The 22,813-nt window shown below is 64.8% G+C and carries 16 protein-coding genes; 5 read left to right on the top strand and 11 right to left on the bottom strand.

What is annotated here, in order from left to right; genetic code table 11:
* Positions 1-255: 255 nt before the first annotated feature.
* Positions 256-1,167, top strand: coding sequence for a LysR family transcriptional regulator (locus JJB99_RS06160; protein WP_200497932.1), 912 nt, complete (start codon positions 256-258; stop codon positions 1,165-1,167).
* 57 nt (positions 1,168-1,224) lie between these two features.
* Positions 1,225-1,953: a helix-turn-helix transcriptional regulator gene (locus tag JJB99_RS06165; protein WP_200497933.1), complete on the top strand. Its 729-nt coding sequence runs from the start codon at positions 1,225-1,227 to the stop codon at positions 1,951-1,953.
* A 95-nt stretch (positions 1,954-2,048) separates the two neighbouring features.
* On the opposite strand, the gene iaaH is transcribed toward JJB99_RS06165, so the two are convergent.
* Together iaaH and JJB99_RS06175 are read right to left on the bottom strand one after the other, a co-directional pair.
* A complete protein-coding gene (gene iaaH, locus JJB99_RS06170) occupies positions 2,049-3,476 on the bottom strand; it encodes an indoleacetamide hydrolase (RefSeq protein WP_200500061.1) in 1,428 nt (475 codons plus the stop codon).
* A 195-nt stretch (positions 3,477-3,671) separates the two neighbouring features.
* A complete protein-coding gene (locus tag JJB99_RS06175; protein WP_200497934.1) occupies positions 3,672-7,103 on the bottom strand; it encodes an indolepyruvate ferredoxin oxidoreductase family protein in 3,432 nt (1,143 codons plus the stop codon).
* Between the two features lie 151 nt (positions 7,104-7,254).
* On the opposite strand from JJB99_RS06175, the gene JJB99_RS06180 reads away from it, so the two are divergent.
* Complete coding sequence (locus tag JJB99_RS06180; RefSeq protein ID WP_200497935.1) at positions 7,255-7,710, top strand: Lrp/AsnC family transcriptional regulator; 456 nt, start codon at positions 7,255-7,257, stop codon at positions 7,708-7,710.
* Positions 7,711-7,806: 96 nt separating this feature from the next.
* Here the strand turns inward: JJB99_RS06180 and JJB99_RS06185 are convergent, their stop codons facing one another.
* A complete protein-coding gene (locus tag JJB99_RS06185) occupies positions 7,807-8,310 on the bottom strand; it encodes a hypothetical protein (protein ID WP_200497936.1) in 504 nt (167 codons plus the stop codon).
* A 63-nt stretch (positions 8,311-8,373) separates the two neighbouring features.
* A complete protein-coding gene (locus tag JJB99_RS36075) occupies positions 8,374-8,817 on the bottom strand; it encodes a hypothetical protein (RefSeq protein WP_246775151.1) in 444 nt (147 codons plus the stop codon).
* Positions 8,818-8,929: 112 nt separating this feature from the next.
* Between JJB99_RS36075 and JJB99_RS06195 the strand changes: the two genes are divergently transcribed.
* Positions 8,930-9,850 (top strand): LysR family transcriptional regulator, encoded by a 921-nt coding sequence (locus JJB99_RS06195; protein WP_200497937.1) that lies wholly within the window; start codon positions 8,930-8,932, stop codon positions 9,848-9,850.
* Between the two features lies 1 nt (position 9,851).
* Here JJB99_RS06195 and JJB99_RS06200 read toward each other — a convergent pair whose 3' ends face one another.
* The 3 genes from JJB99_RS06200 to JJB99_RS06210 are packed head-to-tail and all read right to left on the bottom strand — an operon-like array spanning position 9,852 to position 13,094.
* Positions 9,852-10,637: a fumarylacetoacetate hydrolase family protein gene (locus tag JJB99_RS06200; protein WP_200497938.1), complete on the bottom strand. Its 786-nt coding sequence runs from the start codon at positions 10,635-10,637 to the stop codon at positions 9,852-9,854.
* Between the two features lie 15 nt (positions 10,638-10,652).
* Positions 10,653-12,020: an LLM class flavin-dependent oxidoreductase gene (locus JJB99_RS06205; protein ID WP_200497939.1), complete on the bottom strand. Its 1,368-nt coding sequence runs from the start codon at positions 12,018-12,020 to the stop codon at positions 10,653-10,655.
* A gap of 21 nt (positions 12,021-12,041) precedes the next feature.
* On the bottom strand, positions 12,042-13,094 hold the full coding sequence (locus tag JJB99_RS06210) for an Ldh family oxidoreductase (RefSeq protein WP_200497940.1): 1,053 nt from the start codon (positions 13,092-13,094) through the stop codon (positions 12,042-12,044).
* A 293-nt stretch (positions 13,095-13,387) separates the two neighbouring features.
* On the opposite strand from JJB99_RS06210, the gene JJB99_RS06215 reads away from it, so the two are divergent.
* Entirely contained in the window at positions 13,388-17,485 is a 4,098-nt protein-coding gene (locus JJB99_RS06215) for a bifunctional diguanylate cyclase/phosphodiesterase (RefSeq protein WP_200497941.1), read from the top strand.
* On the opposite strand, the gene galE is transcribed toward JJB99_RS06215, so the two are convergent.
* The 4 genes from galE to JJB99_RS06235 form a co-directional block, all read right to left on the bottom strand.
* Positions 17,472-18,464: a UDP-glucose 4-epimerase GalE gene (gene galE / locus JJB99_RS06220; protein ID WP_200497942.1), complete on the bottom strand. Its 993-nt coding sequence runs from the start codon at positions 18,462-18,464 to the stop codon at positions 17,472-17,474. The genes JJB99_RS06215 and galE overlap by 14 nt on opposite strands.
* A gap of 19 nt (positions 18,465-18,483) precedes the next feature.
* On the bottom strand, positions 18,484-19,290 hold the full coding sequence (locus tag JJB99_RS06225) for a WecB/TagA/CpsF family glycosyltransferase (RefSeq protein WP_200497943.1): 807 nt from the start codon (positions 19,288-19,290) through the stop codon (positions 18,484-18,486).
* Positions 19,283-21,670 (bottom strand): exopolysaccharide transport family protein, encoded by a 2,388-nt coding sequence (locus JJB99_RS06230; RefSeq protein ID WP_200497944.1) that lies wholly within the window; start codon positions 21,668-21,670, stop codon positions 19,283-19,285. Before JJB99_RS06230 ends, JJB99_RS06225 begins: the two co-directional genes overlap by 8 nt.
* A gap of 276 nt (positions 21,671-21,946) precedes the next feature.
* Complete coding sequence (locus JJB99_RS06235; RefSeq protein WP_200497945.1) at positions 21,947-22,741, bottom strand: class I SAM-dependent methyltransferase; 795 nt, start codon at positions 22,739-22,741, stop codon at positions 21,947-21,949.
* Positions 22,742-22,813 lie beyond the last annotated feature (72 nt).

Below are 22,813 nucleotides of genomic sequence, written 5' to 3' on the forward strand. Positions count from 1 at the left end.
CGGCTTGGCAGGGAGTATGGGTCTTTCCGGCTTGAGCGATAATCAGCGAAATACTGGAAGGATTGTCCATTAGGAGCGGATAGTTGGGTCTGGCCCTGGTGTGGGCGTGGTCTACCGCGACAGACACGCGACTGCCCAGACCGTTTGCCGCGCCTGTCGAGCGATTGCTGCCAAGCATGCGCCGTGCGAGCTGGTTTGATGGATAATCGGGGCAAATTCCTTGAGATTATCGATCGGAGCTGGATAATCAGGCGCATGGACCGATTGACTAGCCTCGAAGTCTTCAGCCGGGTGGTCGAGACCGGCGGCTTTTCTGCAGCAGCCCGCAAGCTCAACATGTCGACAACCATGGTGAGCAATCACGTTCAGGCGCTGGAAGACCGGCTCGGGGTGAGGCTGCTCCAGCGCACCACCCGCAAGGTCAACCTCACCGAGATCGGCAAGGCCTATTACGAGCGCTGCGTCCAGATCCTCGCCGATCTCGAGCAGGCCGACGACATCGCGAGCGAACTGCAATCGGTGCCGCGCGGCACGTTGCGTATCCATGTCGCCACGCACATGGTGCCCTTCGTCGCGACCGTCGTGGCGAAGCTTCTGTCGACCTATCCGGAGGTCAAGGTCGATCTGCGCATGGGAGAAGGCGATATCGACCTGATCGAGGAGGGATATGACGTCGCCCTGCGCATGACCCCGCCGCCGGATTCGAGCCTGATCGTGCGCAGCCTCGCCACGTGGCGCCATGTGCTGTGCTGTTCACACGGCTATATCGAGACGCACGGCCGGGTGCAGCGGCTCGACGAACTCGCCGCGCACAATTGCGGCCGCCATCTGAACTATCCTTTCGGGGACGAGTGGCGCTTCGTCGATCGCAAAGGCACGCCGGCGTCAGTGCGCATTTCCGGCAGCCTCGTCACCAACAGCGGCGAAGCGCTGCGGAGGATGGCGCTCGACGGCGCCGGCATCTGCCTGATGGCGGGATTTCTGGTCCGGGACGATCTCGAAGCCGGCCGGCTCGTCCGCCTGCTGCCCGAATATCGAACGGTCGAAATTTCGATGAACGCGGTCTATCCGCATCGCCATCATCTGTCGGCAAAGGTGAGGACCTTCATCGACATGCTCGTGCATCACAGCGCCGAGCAGCAGAAGCTGATCAATCCCTACTCCTGAGGTGAGCGCCCGGACACCGGTTCCCCTGGCCAGGTTTGCCCGATAGAGTACCCTGACATGTATGTCACCGCCGCCGAGAGCCGGGTCCTTGGTCGCATCTTCGGGCTGTTGTCCGAAGATATGGCCGAGCACGAGGTGCGCGAGGCGATCGCAGATCATCTGCTCGAACTGCTGCAGGCCGATTATTATGCCTCCTTCGTCTGGCAGGAGGCATCGAAGACGTTTGGCAAGGCGGTGATCCTGAACATGGACCCGCGCAACGTCGCGAACTACGACGCCTATTTCCAGTATCACGATCCCATCACCTTCAAGCTCCAGGCGCGGCGCGAAGCGACCCTGGTGACGCAGGTGATGCCGCAGCGCGACCTCATGCGGACCGAGTTCTTCAATGATTTCCTCGCCCGCGACGGACTTCACTGGGGCGTCAACGCCTACAGCTTCGTCGGCAATCGCAACATCGGCGATGTCAGGATCTGGCGCGGCCGCCGGCGGGAGAATTTCGACGCTCATGCGCTGGAGTTGCTGCGCCTGATCGAGCCGGCATTCACCGGCGCGCTTACACGTGCCGACGGCGGTGCTGCCGGGGCCGACGAGTCGCCGGTGCTCAGGCTGTCGGTTCGCGAGTTCGAGATCGCGCGCATGATCGCCGACGATCTCAGCGACAAGGAGATCGCGCGCAGGCTCCAGGTCGAGGTGTCAACCGTGCGCACCTACCTGAAGCGCATTTTCGACAAGCTCGGCGTCCGCCGCCGCAGTGGCGTCGCCGGCTTGCTGTCGCGGCATTAGCATGATCCGGAAAAGTGCGCAGCGGTTTTCCGAAAAGATCATGCTTAAGCAAAGAGCTAAAGCGCGATGGCGATGCATCCTAATAGCATCGCGCTTTAGCGCGTCGGCGGCGGTAGCCGGCCAAACACCTTCTCCACCGCCATTCCGATCGCGAGCAGCCGGCGGTCGCTTCCGGCCGGTCCATCGAGCTCGAGACCGACGGGCAGTTTGCTGGAGGCGCCCAGCGCGACCGGAATCTGGATGCCGGGAACGCCGGCATTGCTGCCGGGATCGGTGTTCTTGATGAAGAGTAGGAAGTTCGGCAAGCTGCTGGAATCGGGATTCGAGGCGATCGCGACCTTCGGTGTGGTCGGGAAGGCGATGGCGTCGAGCTTGTTCCTGGCAAAGGTGTCCCGATAGAGCGCCTGCAGCGCAGGACGCGCGGTCTTGATCGCAGCGTCATAAGCGGGCTTGCCATCCACCACGCTATTGTCGGGGCCAGGCAATTTGCGCGGGATCACCAGGCCGTCATAGGTGCCCTTCACGTCAGGGCTCGCAATCTCCTTGGCCAGCGCCTCGATGGTGAGACCGGTGCCGGTGTGCTTGAGATAGGCGACCATGTCGTCGTTGGCCTCGTAGATCGCCACGGGAAAGCTGACCTTCCCGTTGAGGTCGTCGAGCTCAGGCATCTCGATATCGACCACGGTCGCGCCCTGAGCCTTGAGCTTGTCGATCGCCGCGCGGAAGGCGGCGTCGGTATCGCCATCGAGATTGGCCAGCATGGACTTCACCACGCCGATGCGCACCTGCCTCAGATCGGCGGGTGCGATCGCCCCGCCACCTGCGATGACGCGGTCGAGCGCCGCGACGTCCGTCATGGTGGCGGCCATCGGGCCTGCGGTGTCGCGGGTGTGGGAGATCGGCGCGATGCCCTGTTGCGGATAGCGGCCGACAGTCGGCCGCAGCGAGGCACAGCCGTTGAGTGCGCAAGGAATCCGGACCGATCCGCCGGTATCGGTGCCGAGGCCCGCAGTCACGATCCTGGCGCCGATCGCCGCGGCCGTTCCGGAAGAGGAGCCGCCGGCGATCTTGCCGGTGTCATAGGCGTTGCGGACACCGGGCTCGCTGCCGGTCTTGAAGCCGGCATTGTAGCCGGAGATACCGAAGGCCAGCTCGTGCATGTTGGTCTTGCCGATGATGATCGCGCCTGCCGCGCGCAGCCTTGCCGCGACCGGTGCGTCCGTCTTCGGCACGAAGCTCTTGAGTGCCGGCGTGCCGGCGCTGGAAGGCAGTCCCGCGACTTCGATGTTGTCCTTGATCACGATCGGCACGCCGCCAAGGGGCTTGCACGCACCCTTCTTGCGCTTGGCATCGAAGGTTTCGGCGGCCTTCATGGCGCCGGCCTCATCGAGCGTGATGAAGGCGTTGAGATTGGCGCTGGCCTTGGCGCGCGCGAGCGCCGCCGATGTCAGCGCCTTGCTGGTGATCTTGCCGGCACACAGCTCGCCGGCGGCCTGGGTCATCGTCAGCTGGTCGAGATCGATCGCCGGCTGCGCCAAGGCGGGTGCCGGCAACGTGGCAGCAGACAGGATAAGGCTTGCGATGGCTGAATTCAGCGAGAAAGGTCTGCGTTCCATGAGGCTCCCCATCGTGAAAGGGTCAGGACAGAAGCTTACCCCGCCGGCGGGGTGGCGCCTGTCCTCATTTTTGGGGACGCGGGCGCCGGTTCTCGGGAGCGCTCAGGCCGCCCGGGCCCACGGCGGCTGCGCCAGTCGCGAGCCGATGTCGGCCTTGACCTTTGCAATCGCGGCATCCTTCACCGGGCCGTAGCCGCGGATGTCCATTGGGGCCTTGGCGATTGCGACGATGTCCGGCAATCTATCGGCATCGAGGCGGGCGAGCATCGTCTCGATCAACCCTTCATACCAGGTGATCAGCCCGCGCTCTGCGCGCCGCTCGGCGCTGTAACCGAACGGGTCGAACGGCGTTCCGCGCAATCCCTTCAACCGCGCCAGTACGGCGAGCGGTGTCTGGATCCACTGGCCGAAGGCGCGCTTGCGCGGGCGGCCGCGGGCGTCGCGTTGGGAGGACAGGAACGGCGGGGCGAGGTGATACTGGACGCTGAAGCCGTCCTCGAACTCGCGCTTCAGTTCCTCGCGGAAGCCGCTCTGCATGTGCAGGCGCGCCACCTCGTACTCGTCCTTGTAAGCCATCAGCTTGAACAGGGCGCGCGCAACCGCCTCGGTCAGCGCCGTGCTATTCAGGGCCGTTTCGGCGTTGCGGACCTTCGTGACGATCGTCCGATAGCGCGCCGCATAAGCTTCGTCCTGATAGGCGGTGAGGAAATCGGCGCGGCGGTCGATGAGCCGGTCGAGCGTCTCGGCCTTGGGCGCCTCGTCCGTCTTCGGCAAAAAGTCAGGATCGGCGGCGGCAATCCGGCCCCAGGCAAAAGCCTGCTTGTTGCGCTCGACCGCGACGCCGTTGAGCTCGATCGCGCGCAGGAGCGCGGACAGCGACACCGGCACCAATCCGTGCTGCCAGGCAAAGCCCAGCATGATGATGTTGGCATAGACGGCGTCGCCGAGCAGCCGCTCGGCCAGCGCATTGGCGTTGATGGTGTCGAGATTGTTCTCACCGACGACTTGGCTGATCGCGCGCAGGCGGGCGGGCGCAGCCAGATCGGCATCGCGGAAACGGACGACGTCGCCGGTCGGCATCTCCGCGGTATTCACGGCAGCGCGGGTGCCGCGGCGGTAGGTGCCGGACGCCTTGGGCGAAGAGCTGACGACGAGATCGCAGCCGATCAGCGCATCGGCTGCGCCCTGATCGATACGGACCTGATGCAGCGCGTCCGGGGATGCCGCGAGCCGGATATAGCTCAGCACCGGACCGAACTTCTGGGCAAAGCCGGTGAAGTCGAGCACGGAAACGCCGCTTCGTTCGAGGTGCGCGGCCATGCCGATCAGCGCGCCGACCGTGATCACGCCGGTGCCGCCGACGCCGGTCACGAGCAAATCGTAGGGACGGTCGAGCGTTGCAGAGGCGGGCAGGGGAAGATCGGCAGCGCGGCCGATTGCGTCGATCTCACTGGCGCTTTTCCTCCGGCGCGTGGCGCCTTCGACGGTCACAAAACTCGGGCAGAAGCCGTTGAGGCAGGAGAAATCCTTGTTGCAGGCCGACAGATTGATCCGGCGCTTGCGGCCGAACGGCGTCTCCTTCGGCTCGACGCTGAGGCAATTGGACTCCACCGAGCAATCGCCGCAGCCTTCGCAGACGAGATCGTTGATATAGGCAAACCGCCTGGGGTCGGCCATCTGGCCGCGCTTGCGGCGGCGCCGCTTCTCGGTGGCGCAGGTCTGCTGGTAGATCAGCACCGAGACGCCGGGGACCTCACGGAGCTCGCGCTGCACCGCGTCCATGTCTTCGCGTGGGTGGACCGTGACGCCGATCGGCAGGTCTGCCGGAGAGAACTGCGCGGGATCGTCCGAGACCAGCGCGATGCGCGCGACACCTTCGGCCCGGACGCTGTGCGCGATGGCATGGACGCTGACAGGGCCATCGACCGGTTGGCCTCCGGTCATCGCCACGGCGTCATTGAACAAGATTTTGTAAGTGATGTTGGTTTTGGCTGCGATCGCCTGGCGAATTGCCATCGAGCCCGAGTGATAATAAGTACCTTCGCCGAGATTCTGGAAGACGTGCTTGTTGCCGGTAAATCGCGACGATGCCGCCCAGTTCACGCCCTCGCCGCCCATCTGGATCAGCGAGGAGGTCTCGCGGTCCATCCAGCTCGCCATGAAATGGCAGCCGATGCCGGCCAGCGCCTTCGAGCCTTCGGGCACCTTGGTCGAAATGTTGTGTGGGCATCCCGAGCAGAAATACGGCGTGCGTGTCGCACCGGCGACATTGATCGTGGGCGCGGCCTCCGGCATCAAGGCGGCCGCGCGCGCGGCGAGATTGAGACCCGGAAACATCGGATCGAGCCGGCGCGCGAGCACGCCGGCCACCGCGCGCGGCGACAATTCGCCGATCCAGGAGATCAGCCGTGCCCCGCGCTCGTCGTGCTTGCCGACCATGCGCTCGGGCTTCGCACCCGGATAATCGTAGAAATACTCCTTGAACTGGCTTTCGATGATGCCGCGCTTTTCCTCGACCACGAGGATCTCGCGCTTGCCTTTCACGAATTCCATGGCGTCGTGCAATGCCAGCGGCCAGACCATGCCGACTTTGTAGATGTCGATGCCGATGCTGCGGCAGGCGGCCTCATCGAGGCCCATCAGCCGCAACGCCTCCATCAGGTCGAGATGCGCCTTGCCGGTCGTGACGATGCCGTAGCTGGCATGGGGGATGTCGTAGATGTGGCGATCGATCGGATTGGCCTTGGCAAAGGCGTAGACCGCGTGCTTCTTCGCCTCCAGCCGCTCCTCGATCTGCGGCCCCGGCAAATCGGGCCAGCGATAGTGCAGGCCGCCCAGTGGCGGCATGAAATCCGGCGTGCGGAAGAGGCGCGGCGGACGCAGCGCGACGGAGGCGCCGGACTCGACGATTTCCGAGATTGCCTTGAAGCCGACCCACATGCCGGAGAAGCGGCTCAGCGCATAGCCATATTCGCCGAATTCGAGATATTCGCCGACGCTGGCCGGATGCAGCGTCGGCATGAACCAGCTCATGAAGGCAACATCGGACTGGTGCGGCATCGAGGAGGAGACGCAGCCATGGTCGTCGCCGGCGACCACCAGCACGCCGCCATGTGGCGAGGAGCCGTAGGCGTTGCCGTGCTTGAGTGCATCGCCTGACCGGTCGACGCCGGGGCCCTTGCCATACCAGAGTCCGAACACGCCATCGACCTCGCGATCCGCCTGTGTTTCCACCTGCTGCGAGCCGAGCACGGCCGTTGCCGCGAGGTCCTCGTTCACTGCGGGGAGAAATTCGATGCGGTCTCGCTTCAATCGCTCCTGGATGCGCCACAATTCGAGATCGATGCCGCCGAGCGGTGAGCCGCGATAGCCCGAGATGAAGCCCGCGGTGTTGAGGCCGCTCGCGCGGTCGCGCCTGATCTGGTCGAGCGCGATGCGGACGATCGCCTGCGTGCCCGTGAGGAAGACGCGGCCCGCCTCGCGGTCGTAGCGGTCGGAGAGTTCATAGGTGTCGAGTGACGGAATGGCGTCCATGCGGACCTCCCGCGGCATCCCTGCCGATCAGCGGAGGTTAGGCCCGGGCGGCTGGCAGGTTCTACCTATTTTCCCCCAAGCGGTGACTATTCTGGTAACTTTGCCCGATACAGCGCAAGTTTCGGTAGAATATACCAGACCGGTGAACCCCATGATCGAAGACCATGACGCCTTGATCCTCGCCCATCTCCAGAAGGACGGCCGTGCCACCAATCAGCAGCTCGCCGATCAGGTCGGCATGTCCACCTCGGCCTGCTGGCGCCGGGTGCGCGCGCTGGAGGAGAGCGGCGTCATCCGCGGGTATGCGGCGCTGGTCGCGCGCGAGCGGGCGGGGTTTGCGATGTCGGCCATCCTCCACGTTTCGCTGGAGCGGCACGATGCCAAATTCGTGGATGAGTTCGTGACCCGGGTGACCCGGCGCCGCGAGGTGCTGGAGTGCTTTGCGACCACGGGCGATGCAGACTACCATCTGCGCGTGGTCGTGCGGGACATGGCGGCCTACAACCGCTTCCTCGACGAGTTCATGTTCCGCATCCCCGGCATCCGCTACGTCCGCAGCAACGTGGTGCTGAAGGAGATCAAGACCGGCGTGGCGCTGCCGTTTTGAGGCAGCATGATGCGGTCGCAATTGCTGCGAAAAGGGATTCTGACGAAGCGATTGGCGTTCTCGTCACCGCGTGGCGGATTGCGATCCTCGCGCGCATCATACTGCTTTTGCTTCGGATCCGGTCCTCAGCAGAATCGTGAAGACAAGAACATGGCTGACGAGCAACAGCGGCACATAAAGGGCCGGAAGATAGATGCCGGCGCCGAACAGGCCTGGATCCTGGATTTTCGTCACGCCCATGTAGTACGCATTCAGCAGATCCAGCGTCCCCCAGACGTTGAAGATCCAGACGATCGGAACGGCGACCGACCAGCGCCAGGAGAGCGCTGCCATTGAGGCGAGCGCGAGGGTGGCTGCGATGAGATCGCCCCAGCCGACCTCGGCGGCGAAATCGGGGCTCAACTGTGCAGATACGAAGCCGGCCACCATGAAGTTCATGCCCAGGAATCTGAACGCGTTGAAGGCTGCGAGAAGCCTCAAGGCGTCATAGCGCGGCATCGCGCGGAGTGCCGGCCAGACGTAGATGGCGGCCACCACCGCGCTTGTCAGGAAGGCACCGGCGACGCTCAGCACGAATGGAAGATTGAAGCTCGGTGGCACTTTGGGATCTCCTTGCCATCTGTCTGATCGGGAGATATCGAAACGGCTCGAGGCCGCGGACGCTCAGGGTTTCATCATGAGCAGGCGGAGCGGCATCAGCGGGCCGATTGCGATGTATTCGTGGTCCACGAGATCCTGCTTGGCCAGCGGCAGGCCATCCATGATCGCGTGTCCCTCGGCAACGTCCTTGACGTTCAGCAGGAACAAGGCGCCGCGCCCATCGGACCGCGAATACCATTCTCGAACCATCCCATTGAGGTAGAGCTGAACTGTCTGCCTGACTTCGTCGGGCATGACGGCCGTCACCTGTTCGCGGGTGATGCCCGGCTTGACGGTCAGGATGACCATGACGCCAGTCGTCGGCGATGTCGCTTGTGCTTGCGGTTGCGCTTGGGCATGGGATGAATCAGCCATGGAAGTAGCACCTGTCAGTGTGAGGGTGAGGGCCAAGATGACGTTCGAGGCGACGTCGCGGATTGTCTTCATCGGCTTCATGTCTCCGGTCACGGCGGTCGCCTTGATGTCGCCGGTGCCGCCGCAGCGAGCGGTACGGCTTATCAGCAATTCGGATTTAAGACCGCTTTCCGCGCGCGACTATTCGCGATAATGTTGACAGGCTATGAAGCAAAACTTCACAGTCAGGCAGGGCGCGCTCGACGGCGTGGAGGCGTTCCTCAGCGTCGCCCAGCACCGCAGTTTCCGCCGGGCGGCAACTGCGCTCGGCGTCACGCCATCGGCCATCAGCCAGGCGGTACGTGCCCTCGAGGCGCGCCTCGGCGCCGCGCTCTTCATCCGCACCACGCGCAGCGTCGGTCTCACTGAAGCCGGCGAAAGATTCCTTGCCCGTGCACGACCTGCCTTCGAGGAGCTTATCGCGGCAAGCGGGGCAGCGCGAGAGCTCGGCCAGCGGCCGGCCGGGCTGCTACGCCTCACCGTACCGCGCTCGGTCGTGCCGATCCTGCTGGAGCCGCTGGTGGCCTCGTTCTGCCAAGCGTTTCCCGAGATCGAGGTGGAGCTTGCCGCAAGCGAAGAGCTGGTCGACCTTGCAGCCGAAGGTTTTGATGCCGGCATCAGGCTGGGCCAGTTCATCGCTCCTGATATGGTCGCGGTGCGCCTGACCAAGCCGTTGCCTCTCGTCATCGTCGGCAGCCCGGCTTACCTCGCCCGCCGCGGCCGGCCCGAGCGCCCGGACGATCTGCGCGAGCATGCATGCTTGAGATTGCGACGATCGAACGGTGCGTTTGCATCATGGTCGCTCGACGACAAAGGCCATCCGATCGAGATTGTCGTTTCGGGACCTTTCATCGCCAACGACTTTCCGACGATGCTCGGAGCCGCCATCGAAGGCGTGGGTCTTGCGCAGGTGCCCGCGCCGCTGGCCACCGGCGCTGTCACGGCAGGAAAGCTGGTCCACGTGCTGGAGCAGTTCTCGCCGATGACGCCGGGTGTGTTCCTCTACTATCCCGGTCACCGGCAGATCATGCCGAAGCTGCGGGCCTTCATCGACCATGTGAAGGGCCGCTCAGGGGCCGCGAGTTGATCTACCGCCCTTCCCGCACGAACCTGTTTCGCAACGTTCCGATGCCGGTGATGTCGATCTCCACGACATCGCCGTGCTTAATATCAGGCGAGGCACCATCCGTGCCCATCCAGATCACATCGCCGGGCCACAGCGTAAAATACTTCGTCAGCTCGACCAGGAACGGCACCACACCAAAAATCATGTCGCCGGTCGCGAAGCGGTTGGTCTCCCGGCCGTTGACCCGGACGACCGTTTCCATTTTGTCGAGATCCGCCTCGGTCTCGATCCACGGGCCCATCGGCTTGAACGTGTCGGCGTTCTTCGCGCGCCACAGGCCGCGATCGGCCTTCTGCCAGGAGCGCTCGCTGACGTCGTTGCCGATGGTGTAGCCGAACACGCAGTCCATCGCGTTATCAGGGTTAAGGTGCTTCACCTTCTTGCCGATGACAACGACGAGCTCGCCCTCATAGTGGATCTTCTCGGTCGCGAAGGACGGGATCACGACATCCTCGTCATGTGCGATCAGCGCGTTCTGCGCGCGATAGCCGATCTCGGGCCGGTCAGGCACCGCCGGAATCTCGCCGCGCTTGTCGGCCGCCTCCTTGAGGTGCTTCAGATAGTTCAGGCCGACGCAATAGAAGGTGCGCGGGATCAGCGGCAGCTCGATCTTGACGTTGCTGAGCGGATACGTGCGTGAGGTGCGCTGGCATTCACCGAGCGGATCGCCATCGACCGCGATCACCTGGTCGTCTTCGATGAAGCCCCAGGAGGTTTTGCCGGAGGCGGTGAATTTCAGCCAGCGCATGGCGTGTCCTTGCTGTTATTCCGCGGCGTCGCGCGGCTGCACTTTCCAGCCGCCAGCGGCAGGCCGTTTGAGCCCGAGATTTTCCCGCAGCGTCTTGCCGCGATACTCCTTCTGGAACAGGCCGCGCCGCTGCAATTCCGGCACGATATGCTGCACGAAATCGGCATAGGAGCCGGGTACATAGGTCGCCGCGATGACGAAACCGTCGCAGCCGCGTGCGACGAACATCTCTTCCAGCTTGTCGGCAATTTCTTTGGGACCGCCGACCATGGCGTCCTGCACCTGGCCGCGGCCGGAGAAGGTGACGAAGTCGCGCGCGCTCGGATTGCTCTTGCCTGATGTCTTCAGCACGCCGTCGCGGATGCCGAGAATACCCTGCATGCTCTTCAGATCGTCCGTCGTCAGCGGCTCGTCGAGATCCTTGGAGGCGAAATCGTAGTTGAGTGCTTCGGCGAGCAACGACAGCGCGTCGATCTGGAGCGGCAGCTTGTTGATCAGCGCCATCTTGTCCTCCGCTTCGGCCTTGGTCGCGGCGCAGACCGGCGTCGTCAGATTGCAGAGGAACATCTGGTCGGGATCGCGGCCGGCCTTGGCCGCCTCGTTGCGCACGGCGGCATAGCCTTCCTTCGCGGCGGCGAGGTTGCGCGCGGCGGTAAAGATCACCTCGCCCCAGCGCCCCGCAAAGCGCTGGCCGCGGCCCGATGCGCCGGCCTGGATAATGACGGGATGGCCTTGTTGCGAGCGCGGCACCGTGAACGGGCCGCGCGACTTGAAGGCTGCTCCCTTGTGATCGAGCCGCTTCACCTTGGTGGGATCGGCAAAACGGCCGCTCTGCTTGTCCATGATGATCGCGCCGTCCTCCCAGGTGTCCCAATGACCGAGCACGACCTCCATGAACTCGTCAGCCTTGTCGTAGCGGGAATCGTGTTCGGGATGGGAGTCGCGCCCCATATTGAGCGCTTCGCCGTCGTTGAGCGAGGTGACGACGTTCCACCCTGCGCGCCCGCCGGACATCAGATCGAGCGTTGCGAAGCGGCGGGCGACGTCGAACGGCTCGTAGTAGGTCGTCGAGCAGGTTGCGCCCAGGCCGAGCTTGTCGGTGACCATGCCCATCGTGGTCAGCACGATCAGCGGGTCCATCTTCACGCAGCGAATGCCGTATTCGACGGTGTGGGCGTGGTCGTTGCCGTAGCGGTCCGGCATCGCCAGCCGATCGTCGAAGAACGCCATGTGGAACTTGCCGCCCTCGAGGATTTTGGCGATCTCCTGATAGTAGTCCGCCGACATCGAATCGTCGCGCGAGTCCGGATGCCGCCACGAGCTCGGCAGGTTCGTGCAGTTCTGCGCCTGAAGGAAGCCGACCAGGACCATCTGCCGATTCATGCTGCTGTTCTCCAAATTCGCTCAGGCCAGATCGAGCAATGTGTCGAGCCGGTACTCGCGCGCCAGCGCGCGCATCTTCTCCCAGGTGGCATCCTCGACCTCGATGCCGTCGCGCAGGCGCTGCCGCTCGCGGATTCCCTCGATCTCGCCGGGATAGTAGACGCCCTTGCTGCCTTCGGAGGGCGGGGTCGATTTCAGGTAGCGCGCGAATTCAGCCACCTCGCGCTTGAACTCCTTCAGCGGGCGAAACGCGGCGACATTGAACACTGCCATGAAGCATCCGTCATTGTGCCGTCCCGTCGGCTCGACGCCGAAGCCGAGGCCGGTGAGGAGGCCGCAGAGCACCTCGACCATGGCGGCAAGGCCGCTGCCCTTATAGCCCTCGGTGCCGCCCAGCGGCAGCAGCGCGCCGCCCTTGCGATATTGCCTGGGATCGGTGGTGTGCCGTCCCTCCGCATCGATGATCCATCCCGTCGGAATCTCCTCGCCGCGCGCGACGGCGAGCTGGATTTTTCCGGCCGCGACCGCCGAGGTCGCCATGTCCAGATAGAACGGCGCATCGAGATCAGACGGCACCGCGATCGAGATCGGGTTGGTGCCGAGCCGCGCCTCCTTGCCCCCGAACGGCGCCACGTGTTTCGGCGAGCGGCCGGAATCTGCCGTGGCGATCCCGATCATGCCCTCGCGCATCGCCATCAGCGGATAGGCGGCGAGGCGGCCGACATGGCTCTGGCGAAACACGGTGCAGGCGGCGACATTCGCCGTCCTTGCCTTCTCGATCGTCAGCGCCATGGCCTTGGCGTTGACATGGAAGCCAAATCCCCAATGGCCGTCGATCACGGTCGTGGTCGGCGATTCCTGGACGATGGTCCATGGCGCGCCGGGCACGATATGGCCGGCCTTGATCCGATCGATATAGGTGGGAACGGCAATCACGCCGTGGGAATCGTGGCCGGCGAGATTGGCGTTGACGCAGCCGGTGGCGACCGCGTCGGCCTCTTCCTCGGACGCTCCGGCGGCGCGGAGCAGCGCGGCGCTGACGCGCGTGAGGCGGTCGGCCTTGACGATCGGCATGGCGTTCCCTCGGCATTGTGCCCTTAACGGGCTGCTTGTTGGCCGCCATCGTCTCAAAGCGCGGGAGCGATATCAATGTCCCATAAACCAATACAGGGCTGCAAATTCGTAAAGAGAACGCGCCTTTGGTCGAAGATCGTCCCGTGCGGCGGTATTTTCCTCGGTTTTGCGCTGCGCGTTCGCAGCTCGTTCACTTTGATGGAGGGATTGCGGCGCGAAATAACGACCACTTAGCGATGGCCGTTCATAAAGGCACCGGGAGAAATAGGCAGAAATGCCCGGGAGCTAAGATCGTGCAGACGACCCTCGCGCGCACCTTTGCAGCGTTGAGCGCCATCAATGAAGCGATTCTCTACGCGAAATCGCCGGACGAGCTGTACCAGAAGGTCTGCGACGCCGGGTTTTCGAGCGGGGACTTTTTGGCTGTCGCAGTGTTCCTGGTGGACCCGGACGGGCAGCAGCTGCGTTTCGCGGCCGGTTGCGGCGACGACATTCCGCGGCTGCGCTCGCTGGTGATCACCACGGAGGCCGACACGCCCGAAGGATCGGGCGTCGGCGGCGAGGCTTTTCGCGAACAGAAGCTGTGCATCAGCAACGACTATCTAAACGATCCGCGCTCGCTGGCGTGGCGCGATGGGGCCGCGAAAGCTCACATCGGCGCCGCGGCGGCGCTGCCGCTGCTCTGCAACGGCAAGAGCGCCGGCGTGCTCTATGTGACCCGCCGTGAAGCCTACTCGCTCAACGAGCAGATGGTGTCGCTGTTCGAGCGCATGTCGGCCAACATTTCCTATGCGCTGGACAATTTCGCACGCGAGACCGCGCGGCAGACCAGCGACCGGGCGACGCGACGTCTCAACCGCATGTTCGGCGCGCTCAGCGCCACCAACGAAGCGATCCTGCACGCAAAAACTGAACTGGACTTGTACCAGCGCGTCTGCGATGCGGCCGTCCATAGCGGCAAGTCGCTTGCCACTTTCGTTCTGCTGCGTGAGCCGAATTCCCATTGGTTGACGCCGGCCGCCGCAACCGGGAAAAACCTCGATCTGATAAGACAAGGGCGCTATTCGATCGATCCGGATAACCCCTATGGCAAGGGCATTTCCGGTCAGGTCTTCCGAACGCAAAGGCCGATGGTCGAGGACGATCTCGCCGGTCGCATCAAGGGAACGCGGTGGGAGAAGGCCAACGTCAACGCCGGGGCCGTCGCTTGCGTGGCGACACCACTGGTCAAGCGCGGAGCCAGTGTCGGAGTGATCTTCTTCTTTGTCAGCAAGTCGTGGGCGAAGGACGAAGAGGTCGTCGCGCTGCTGCTGCGCATCACGGAGAACGTTTCGGTCGCGGCCGAGAACTTCGACCGCGACGAGGAGAAGGCGTTAATCGCCGCGGAAGAGGAGCGCTTGGCGCGGATGTATGCCGCGCTCAGCGAGACCAACGAGGCCATCATGCGCGCGCGGTCGCGCGCCGAGCTGTTCGACCTGGTCTGCGAGGCTTCGGTGCACGGCGCCAAGTTCGGCTCGACCACGATTGCGCTCGCCGACGACGGGAACGAACTGCTCCGGGTGGCCGCCTGTGCCGGTCCGAACGCCGAGGAAATGCGCAGCCTTGTATTCCCGACCATGGAGGAGGCCGCCGAGGGGAGGGGCCTGACGGGCACGGCATTCCGAACCAGGCAGCCTTGCGTCAGCAACGACCTCTGGGTCGAGGAGCGGAGCAAGCCCTGGCAGGAGCGCACCCTTCGCACGGGCATCAAGTCCTCGGCAGTGTTGCCGCTGGTCAATGGCGACCGGGCGGAGGGCGTGTTCATTTTCAACTCGCTTGAAGTGGATACATTCACGCCCGAACTTCTCGAACTGCTGGAGCGACTGGCCAAGAATGTGTCCTTCGCGCTGGAGAGCCTTGATCGGGCCGAGCAGAAAGCCCGGGCCGAGAAGCAGAAGGATCGGCTGAGCGGCATGTTCCAGGCGCTCAGCGCCACCAACGAAGCCATCATGCGCGCCAAGACCCGCGACGAGCTGTTTGAGGTCGCCTGCCAGGCGGCCGTGCTGGGCGGAATGTTCACTTCCGCGACCATTGGGATCATGGATCCGGGCCGCGAACTCGTCCGGGTCGTGGCCGCGAAAGGACGCATGCAGGAGCGGATGGTGGGCCGGACCTGCGTCGTCTCCGCCGACCACCCCGAAAGCCAGAGCCTGATTGGGACGTCGTTGCGCACGCGGCGGCCGTGTGTGATGAACGACTATCTGAACGACCCGCGATCCGAATATTGGCGCACGAAGGCGACCGAGGATGGCACACATGCCGCGGCAAGCTTCCCGCTGCTGCGCGCCGGGCGCGAATCCATCGGCATCCTGCTGTTCCTGGCACCGGAGAAAGACACGTTCACGCCCGACCTGGTCGAGCTGCTTGCTCGGCTTGCGGAAAACGTCTCCTTCGCGCTCGACAATTTCGACCGCGCCGAGGAGAAGGCACGCACCGAGGCGCAGAAAGAACGCTTGGCGCGCATGTTCGCGGCACTGAGCGCCACCAACGAGGCCATCATGCGGGCGAAATCGCGCGCCGAGCTGTTCGACCTCGTCTGCCTCGCCGCATCGAACGGTGCCAAGTTCACCTCCACGACGATTGCGCTGGCGAAGGCCGGCAGCGACCAGCTCGAGATCGTGGCTGCGGCCGGGCCGTCCGCCGGCACCACACGCAGCGTCCGCCTCTCCATCGATCCCGAGCGTCCCGAGGGGCGCGGGATGAGCGGCACGGCGTTCCGCACGCGCCAGCCGTGCATCAGCAACGACTATCTCAACGACGATCGCGTCCGCGTCTTCCACCCCGTCGTCCGCGGCGATGGCGCGCGTTCCGGTGCGGCCTTCCCGCTGATCACGCACGACAAGCCCGTCGGCGTCATGATCTACATGTCGACCGAGCAGGAGACGTTCACGGCCGAGTTCGTCGAGCTGCTGCAGCGTCTTGCCGACAACGTCTCCTTCGCGATGGAAAATTTCGACCGCGCCGACGAGAAGAACGAGGCGGACGAGCGGATCGAGTATCTTGCCTCGCATGATAGCCTGACCGATCTGCCGAACCGCGAGACCTTCAACGGGCTGCTGCGCAAGGCGATCGATCAAGCGCAGCGCCACGATCACCGCTTCGCGGTGCTGTTCATCGATCTCGACCGCTTCAAGGTCATCAACGATTCGCTGGGTCACGAAGCCGGTGACCTTCTCCTGCTCGAGGTCGCGAGCCGCCTGCGCGGCGCGCTGCGGGAGAGCGACGTGGTGGCGCGCCTCGGCGGCGACGAGTTCGTGGTGATCCTCGACCAGTGCGGCGAGATCGACGACGTCCAGCGCATTGCGACCGGGCTGCTCACGGCGCTCGCAGAGCCCATGGAGCTCGCCGGCCACGAGTGCCACACCACGGCCTCGATCGGCATCGCGATGTACCCGGCCAACGGCTCCGACGCGCAGATGCTGACCAAGAATGCCGACATGGCGATGTATCTCGCCAAGGAGGACGGCAAGAACGGCTATCGCTTCTTCTCGAAGGAAGTGAAGACGCAGTCGATCGAGCGGCTGTCGCTGGAGAGCGCGCTGCGCCGGGCGCTGGAGCGCGCACAGTTCTCGCTGAACTACCAACCCAAGGTGGATATTGAAACCGGCCAGATCACCGGCGTCGAAGCGCTGCTGCGATGGACCCATCCCGAGCTCGGCAACGTTTCGCCGGCACAGTTCATTCCGCTTGCGGAGGAGACCGGCCTGATCGTGCCGATCGGCCGCTGGGTGCTGAACGAGGCCTGCGCGCAGGCCATGGCCTGGCAGCGCCAGGGCTTGCTGCCGGTGTCGATGGCCGTCAACTTGTCGCCGCGGCAGTTCGCCGACGAGCATCTGTTGCAGGACGTCGACGAGGCGTTGGCGGCGAGCGGGATGTCGCCGGTGTTGCTCCAGCTCGAGGTCACCGAGAGCATGATGATGCGCAATGTCGGGCGCGCGCTCAAGGTGCTCGACGCCATCCAGAGCCGCGGCATTCGCCTTGCCATCGACGATTTCGGCACCGGCTATTCGTCGATGTCGCTGATGAAGCATTTCCCGATCGACACCATCAAGATCGACCGCTCTTTCGTGCGCGACCTGCCGCAGGATTCGGAAGACCAGGCGATCGCGCAGGCGATCATCAGCATGGGCAAGGCGCTCGGCATGACCGTGGTTGCCGAAGGCGTCGAGAACGCCGGGCAGGAGGCGTTCCTGCGCACGCATGGCTGCGACGAGATGCAGGGCTTTCTGATTTCGAAGCCGGTACCGGCGCAGCAGATGGCCGAACTGCTGCGGCCGACGCTCCTGCCTGTCGCGCCGCCGCTCCAGCCGGAGCCGGCTTCGGACGAAGCCGCCGCGCTTAACGCGACCTGAGCGGATGCGCCGTCTGGTGCCAGGCCCAGGCGGTGCGGATCACCGTGGCAAGGTCGGAGTGACGCGGCACGAAGTTCAGCACCTTTCGCGCCGCGGAGGGGTCGGCGACCAAGTAGGTGGGATCGCCGGCGCGGCGCGGCTTGACGGTGTGCGGCACCTCGCGGCCGGTCTCTTGCCTGATGGCGTTGAGGATCTCGCGCACCGAAAAGCCTGAGCCGGTGCCGAGATTGAAGCTGCCGCCGGCGTGTCCCTGTTCAAGCAGTTTCAGCGCGGCGACATGCGCTGCCGCAAGGTCCGTGACATGGATGTAGTCGCGGATAGCGGTGCCGTCGGGCGTCTCGTAATCGTCGCCGAATACGGCGAATTCGACATGGCCCTGCAGCGCCATCATGGCGCGCGGGATGAGGTGCGTCTCGTTGTCACGCAATTCGCCGATGCCGCCGGCCGGATCGGCGCCGCTGGCGTTGAAATAGCGCAGGCAGAACGCGCCGAAACCGTAGGCGGCGCGATAATCGGCGAGCATGCGCTCGATCATCCATTTCGATGCGCCGTAGGGATTGATCGGTGCGCAGGGAAAGTCTTCCGGCAATTCCTTGGAATCGGCGTTGCCGTAGACGGCGCCGGTGGAGGAGAACACGATGCGATGGCAGCCCGCGTTGCGCATCGCCTGGAGCAGCGATAGCGTGCCCTGGACGTTGTTGATGTAATATTTCTGCGGATCGGTCATGGACTCGCCGACGAGGCTGGCGGCCGCGAAATGCATCACCGCCGTGACCTTGTGATCGGCAAAGGCGCGCGCCAGTGCCGCGCCGTCGAGCAGATCCCCCGTCACCAGGGGCCCGGCCACGAAATTGCGATGACCTGTCGAGAGATTGTCATAAACGACGGGCTGATAGCCGGCGGCGGCCAGAGCGCGGCAGGCGTGCGAGCCAATATAGCCCGCGCCGCCTGTGACGAGGACGGTCGGTCGGTCGGTCATGTCGTCTTCTACTCTTCTCTCAGCGATTGAACGGCCGGTTGCGGCTGAAGAGAAGATAGAGTGCGCGGGGGTTGGTGGTCAAATAGCGCCAGAACAGCCGGCGTGGCTCGAGCAAGGTCCGCCAGGCCCATTCGAGCCCGATCTTCTGCATCCAGAGCGGCGCGCGTGCCCGGCTGCCCGACAAAAAGTTGAACAGGCCGCCGGATGTCTTGATAACGCCAACATTGGTGAGGTGCGACGAGAATTCCTCGACGAATGCCTGCTCGTTGGGCACGCCGAGCGCAACCCACAGATAATCCGGCGCGAGCGCGTTGATCTCGTCGACTTTGGCGCGGAGCGCCTCGCCTCGCAGGTAGCCGTGGCTACGGCCGACGATCTTGAGATCCGGATACATCTTCTGGACGTTCTCGACGGCGGCGAGGTTCTCGTCCTCGCTGGCGCCGAACATATAGAAGGTGCGGCCCGCCGCTTCGGCCTTGCGCGCGACGACATGGAATAGGTCTGTGGTCGCGACGCGCTCGGGCAGCGGAAACCAGGATTGCAGCTTCGAGGCGGCCACCAGCGGCTGGCCGTCGGCATTGATCAGGTCGGCGGCGCGGAACAGGCGCTCGGTCTGCGGCTCGGTTGAGCAGCGCGCCAGCACTTCGCCGTTGGCCGAGGTCAGGAACAGCGGACGGCCGATGCGATTGTCGGGATCGGTGGCCTCGATCATGAAATCGGCGGTCGCTTCCAGATCGAGTGCGGCCATGCGCAGGCCGCCGACGGTGATCCGCGGCACGTCGGCGGTCGCGGCCCGGCCATCCAGATTGACGCGGCGCTCAAGCATATTGTCTGCCTCGCTGGCGTGCTTGGGCCATGGGGGTGAGCTCGTCGAGCACGACGCCGACCAGCTTGCGCTCGGCGCGGCCGAGCGTGCTCAAAATCTCCTCCAGGCCGTCGTTGATGTCGAGGCTGGTCGGCAGCACCGCGACCAGCGCATCGGTGTCGTCGAGCAGCTTGCGGCTGCCGGCGGTGAGCGGCGTCACGGGGCCGTCGAGGATCACGAGGTCATAGCCGCCGGCCGAGCGCGCCTGCGCAATCGCCTTGCGGATGGCCTCAGCCGCCTTGTCGGCATCGCCTTCGGCGGCCGGCAGCACCGAGATGCCGTTGACAGTCTTGATCTCGCGCGCGGCCTTGCTGCCGTTCGAGAGCCAGCCGAGCCTGCTCGGCTCGCTCTTGCCGGTGCGGTTGACCTTGTTCGAGAGCGAATGTGCCAGATGGTCGGCATCGATCATCAGCACGCGGGCACCGTCGCGCGCAGCCGCGAGAGCGAAATTCAGCGCGGTCACGCTGCGTCCGGTGGTCTCACCGGCGCCGACCAGCGCGATGACCGGCATCGCCTTGCCGTCGGCGCGACGGGCCGCGGCCGCGCGCATGTCGCGCCAGGCGTTGAGCAGGCTCGTCAGCGGAAAGCCGGGCCGCAGCGTCGGCCAGCCCAGCCGGGTCAGGTCCACGCCGCCGCCCGTGGCGAGGATGGCGCCGAGCGTATGGATGACGTCGGCTTCCCGGAGCCGCGCGATCAGCGGCTTTTCGATCCAGGGCTTTTCGATCGGCGGCTTTTCGGCCATCGCAGGCTGCAGCGGTGGCGCGGCAAGTTCCGGCAGGACGTGCGCGACTTCCGGAGCCCGCGGGACCTGCTGCGGCGGAGCGGGTTCCGGTGTTGGTGCGACCTGCGGTGTGCGCGCGGTGTCCGGCGCCGGCGTGCGCTGGGGGCGGGCGGGAGTGGGCGCCGGTGCGGCCGCGCCCGTGCGCAGAAATTCGGCGGCGGCGAACCAGCCTGACGCGGCGATCGCGCCGAAGATGAAGCCGATCATCGCAAACAGCGTCATCCCCGGCGGGAACGAGCGCCGCTGCGGGACCGTCGCTTCGCCGATGATGCGGGCCGCCGAGGTATTCAGGGTCTCCTGCTCCTCGGTCTCGCGCGAGCGCTTGAGGAAGGATTGATAGACGTCGCGGCTGGCATCGGCCTCGCGCTCGAGCTCGCGCAGGCGCACGGCGGCCTGGCTGAGCTGGACGCTCTGCCGCTTCTGCGCCTCCAGCGCCCGATTTAGCGAGGCTTCGTAGTCGCGGGCGCGCGTGAGATCGTTCTTGGCGGACTGGGCGAAGCGGTCGATCTCTTCGCTGATGGTGCGCTTGAGGTCTTCGACCTGCTTCTCGGTCTGGCGCAGCGCCGGATGGCGCGGGCCGAGTTCACCGGCCTGCTCCGCATATTTCTTGCGCGCGTCGGCGTATTGGGCGCGCAAATTCGCGATGGTCGGCGATTGCAGCGCCTCGGGGATTGCACCCGCGTCCGCCGCCGTGCGCCGGCTCGCCTCGATCTGGTCGAGCCGCGCCTGCGCATCCATCGTCGCCGCGCGGGCCGCGGAAAGCCGCTGGTTGCTGGCGGAGAGCTGCTGGTCGCTGATCAACGCGTCCTGGGTGCCGACGAAATTATTCTGGGCCTTGTAGGTCGCCAGCGCGGTCTCGGCATTACGCAGGCGCTCACGCAATTCCTTCAGGCGGCCGGAGAGGTCGGCGGTGGCGCGACGCGCGGCCGAAGCCTGCGAGTTGCGGGATTCGGCGAGGTAGGCGTTTGTCAGCGTGTTGGCGAGCATCGCCGCCTTCGCCGGATCGGACGACCAGACCTCGATGTCGACGATGAAACTCTTCTCGGTCTTGCGGATGGTGATGTGCTTGTTCAGTGCCTCGAGCGCGCCGAGCTGCACTTCCCTGCTGTCCGCGGCCGAGGGCGCGCGAGACTGGAGGCCGATCAGGCCAACCAACGACGACATCAGGCCCCTGCCGTCACTGCCGCCGAATTCCGGATCCTTGTCGAGACCGGCTTGCTGGATCACCTGGAGCAGCACACTGTTGGATGTGATCAGGCGCGCCTGGCTCTCCACCACCATGGACATGCCGGAGACATCCTGCGCGCGCGGCGTGAGCTCGCGATCGACGAGCTGAAGCTCACGCGGATCGACATAGAGCTGGGCGGTGGCGGTGTAGCGCGGCGCCAGGCCCTTGCCGACGGCGACGGCAAGCGTGGCGCCGAGCAGGGCGGCGGCGGCAATCGCGACCTTGCGGCGCCAGAGCAGATTGGCGAGCTCCAGCACGTTGAAGCTGGCCTCAGGCTTCTGCTGTGCGGCCTCCGATCTGGCGCGATCTATCGGCTGGTTATAGTCAAGCATGATCCCCAGCTTTCATTCCAACGGCCGCGGGCTGAGGGGCCACTCTTCGCTTTACGCCACGCACCCGGGATATAGGTGCCCAATCTACGCAACAGGGAAAATTAACCATACGCATTGAGGGACTATTCACCGAAATGGCAAACAAAGCGTTTAAGCGCACGCTGCCGGTCGACGCGTGACCGCGCCGCAGTCCCTCGGACATTAACGCTTCGTTACCGCGCGCAATATCGCCGCGAAGCTTCGCTTCTCCTGCGATGGCCGGCGCGCGCATGGCCGTCAGCGCTTCCGCAGGATGACGTGATAGTCGCCGCGGCGGACGTCGGTCCCGCGGGGGAACACGGCATTCAGCACGGCGGCACCGGCATCGACCAGAGCGGCGAGCAGCGGCTTGCGCCGGCGCATCTCGGGATAGCGCGGGCTCTCGACCTCGCGGCGGTAGATCATCTCGAGGCCGCTGGCGGCGGCGAACGCTTCGAGCCGCGGCAGCGTGACCAGGGGATGGAAGAAGGTCGGAAACGGCGGCTCGCCGGGCAGCCCGGCTTCCTTGATGCCGCGGATGTTTCGATAGAACCAGACGTGAAACCAGTGCGGCGAATATTTGGTGACGACGCCGGACAGCGAGCGCGGATTGGGCGCCCCGATCAGGATCATGCCGCCGCGCTTGAGCGCGTCGCGGAAATTCAACAGCGCCGCGTCCACATGGGGCAAATGCTCGATCACGTTGTAGCAGATCACGAGATCGAAGGTCTCCTGGCCGAAGCGGTAGGCCTGCACGTCGCCGAGAATCGCCTCGTGGGCGTAGGTGTTGTTGCGGACCTGGTCCTCGTCGATGTCGACGACGGTAATCTTGCTGCGGCTCAGCAAATCCGGCGGCACGACGCTGCACGAGCCGCCGCCGGCTTCATAAATGGCGAGCGGGCCCAGCGGCAGCTCGCGGCGTAGCGCGTCCTGCACGGCAAGCAGGCTGTCACGGGCTTCGCCGGGCACGAGGTCGTGCAGCGCCGGGGCCTGTGCGGCGGCGATGGGGAGGTGGGTGACTGTCGTGAAGTCGATCGTCGCTGGCTTGTTCATTTTTTTGGACCGCGCTTGTTCTATTCAAATTTACAGGAAAAAGCTCGCGTGCCCGAAGTGCAAATCCGATGC

The organism is Bradyrhizobium diazoefficiens (assembly GCF_016616235.1).
GTDB lineage: Bacteria > Pseudomonadota > Alphaproteobacteria > Rhizobiales > Xanthobacteraceae > Bradyrhizobium > Bradyrhizobium diazoefficiens_H.

Coding starts and splice junctions, on each gene's coding strand:
- JJB99_RS06160 (WP_200497932.1), top strand. CDS start 256: ATGGACCGATTGACTAGCCTCGAAGTCTTCAGCCGGGTGGTCGAGACC.
- JJB99_RS06165 (WP_200497933.1), top strand. CDS start 1,225: ATGTATGTCACCGCCGCCGAGAGCCGGGTCCTTGGTCGCATCTTCGGG.
- JJB99_RS06175 (WP_200497934.1), bottom strand. CDS start 7,103: ATGGACGCCATTCCGTCACTCGACACCTATGAACTCTCCGACCGCTAC.
- JJB99_RS06180 (WP_200497935.1), top strand. CDS start 7,255: ATGATCGAAGACCATGACGCCTTGATCCTCGCCCATCTCCAGAAGGAC.
- JJB99_RS06195 (WP_200497937.1), top strand. CDS start 8,930: ATGAAGCAAAACTTCACAGTCAGGCAGGGCGCGCTCGACGGCGTGGAG.
- JJB99_RS06200 (WP_200497938.1), bottom strand. CDS start 10,637: ATGCGCTGGCTGAAATTCACCGCCTCCGGCAAAACCTCCTGGGGCTTC.
- JJB99_RS06205 (WP_200497939.1), bottom strand. CDS start 12,020: ATGAATCGGCAGATGGTCCTGGTCGGCTTCCTTCAGGCGCAGAACTGC.
- JJB99_RS06210 (WP_200497940.1), bottom strand. CDS start 13,094: ATGCCGATCGTCAAGGCCGACCGCCTCACGCGCGTCAGCGCCGCGCTG.
- galE (WP_200497942.1), bottom strand. CDS start 18,464: ATGACCGACCGACCGACCGTCCTCGTCACAGGCGGCGCGGGCTATATT.
- JJB99_RS06225 (WP_200497943.1), bottom strand. CDS start 19,290: ATGCTTGAGCGCCGCGTCAATCTGGATGGCCGGGCCGCGACCGCCGAC.
- JJB99_RS06230 (WP_200497944.1), bottom strand. CDS start 21,670: ATGCTTGACTATAACCAGCCGATAGATCGCGCCAGATCGGAGGCCGCA.
- JJB99_RS06235 (WP_200497945.1), bottom strand. CDS start 22,741: ATGAACAAGCCAGCGACGATCGACTTCACGACAGTCACCCACCTCCCC.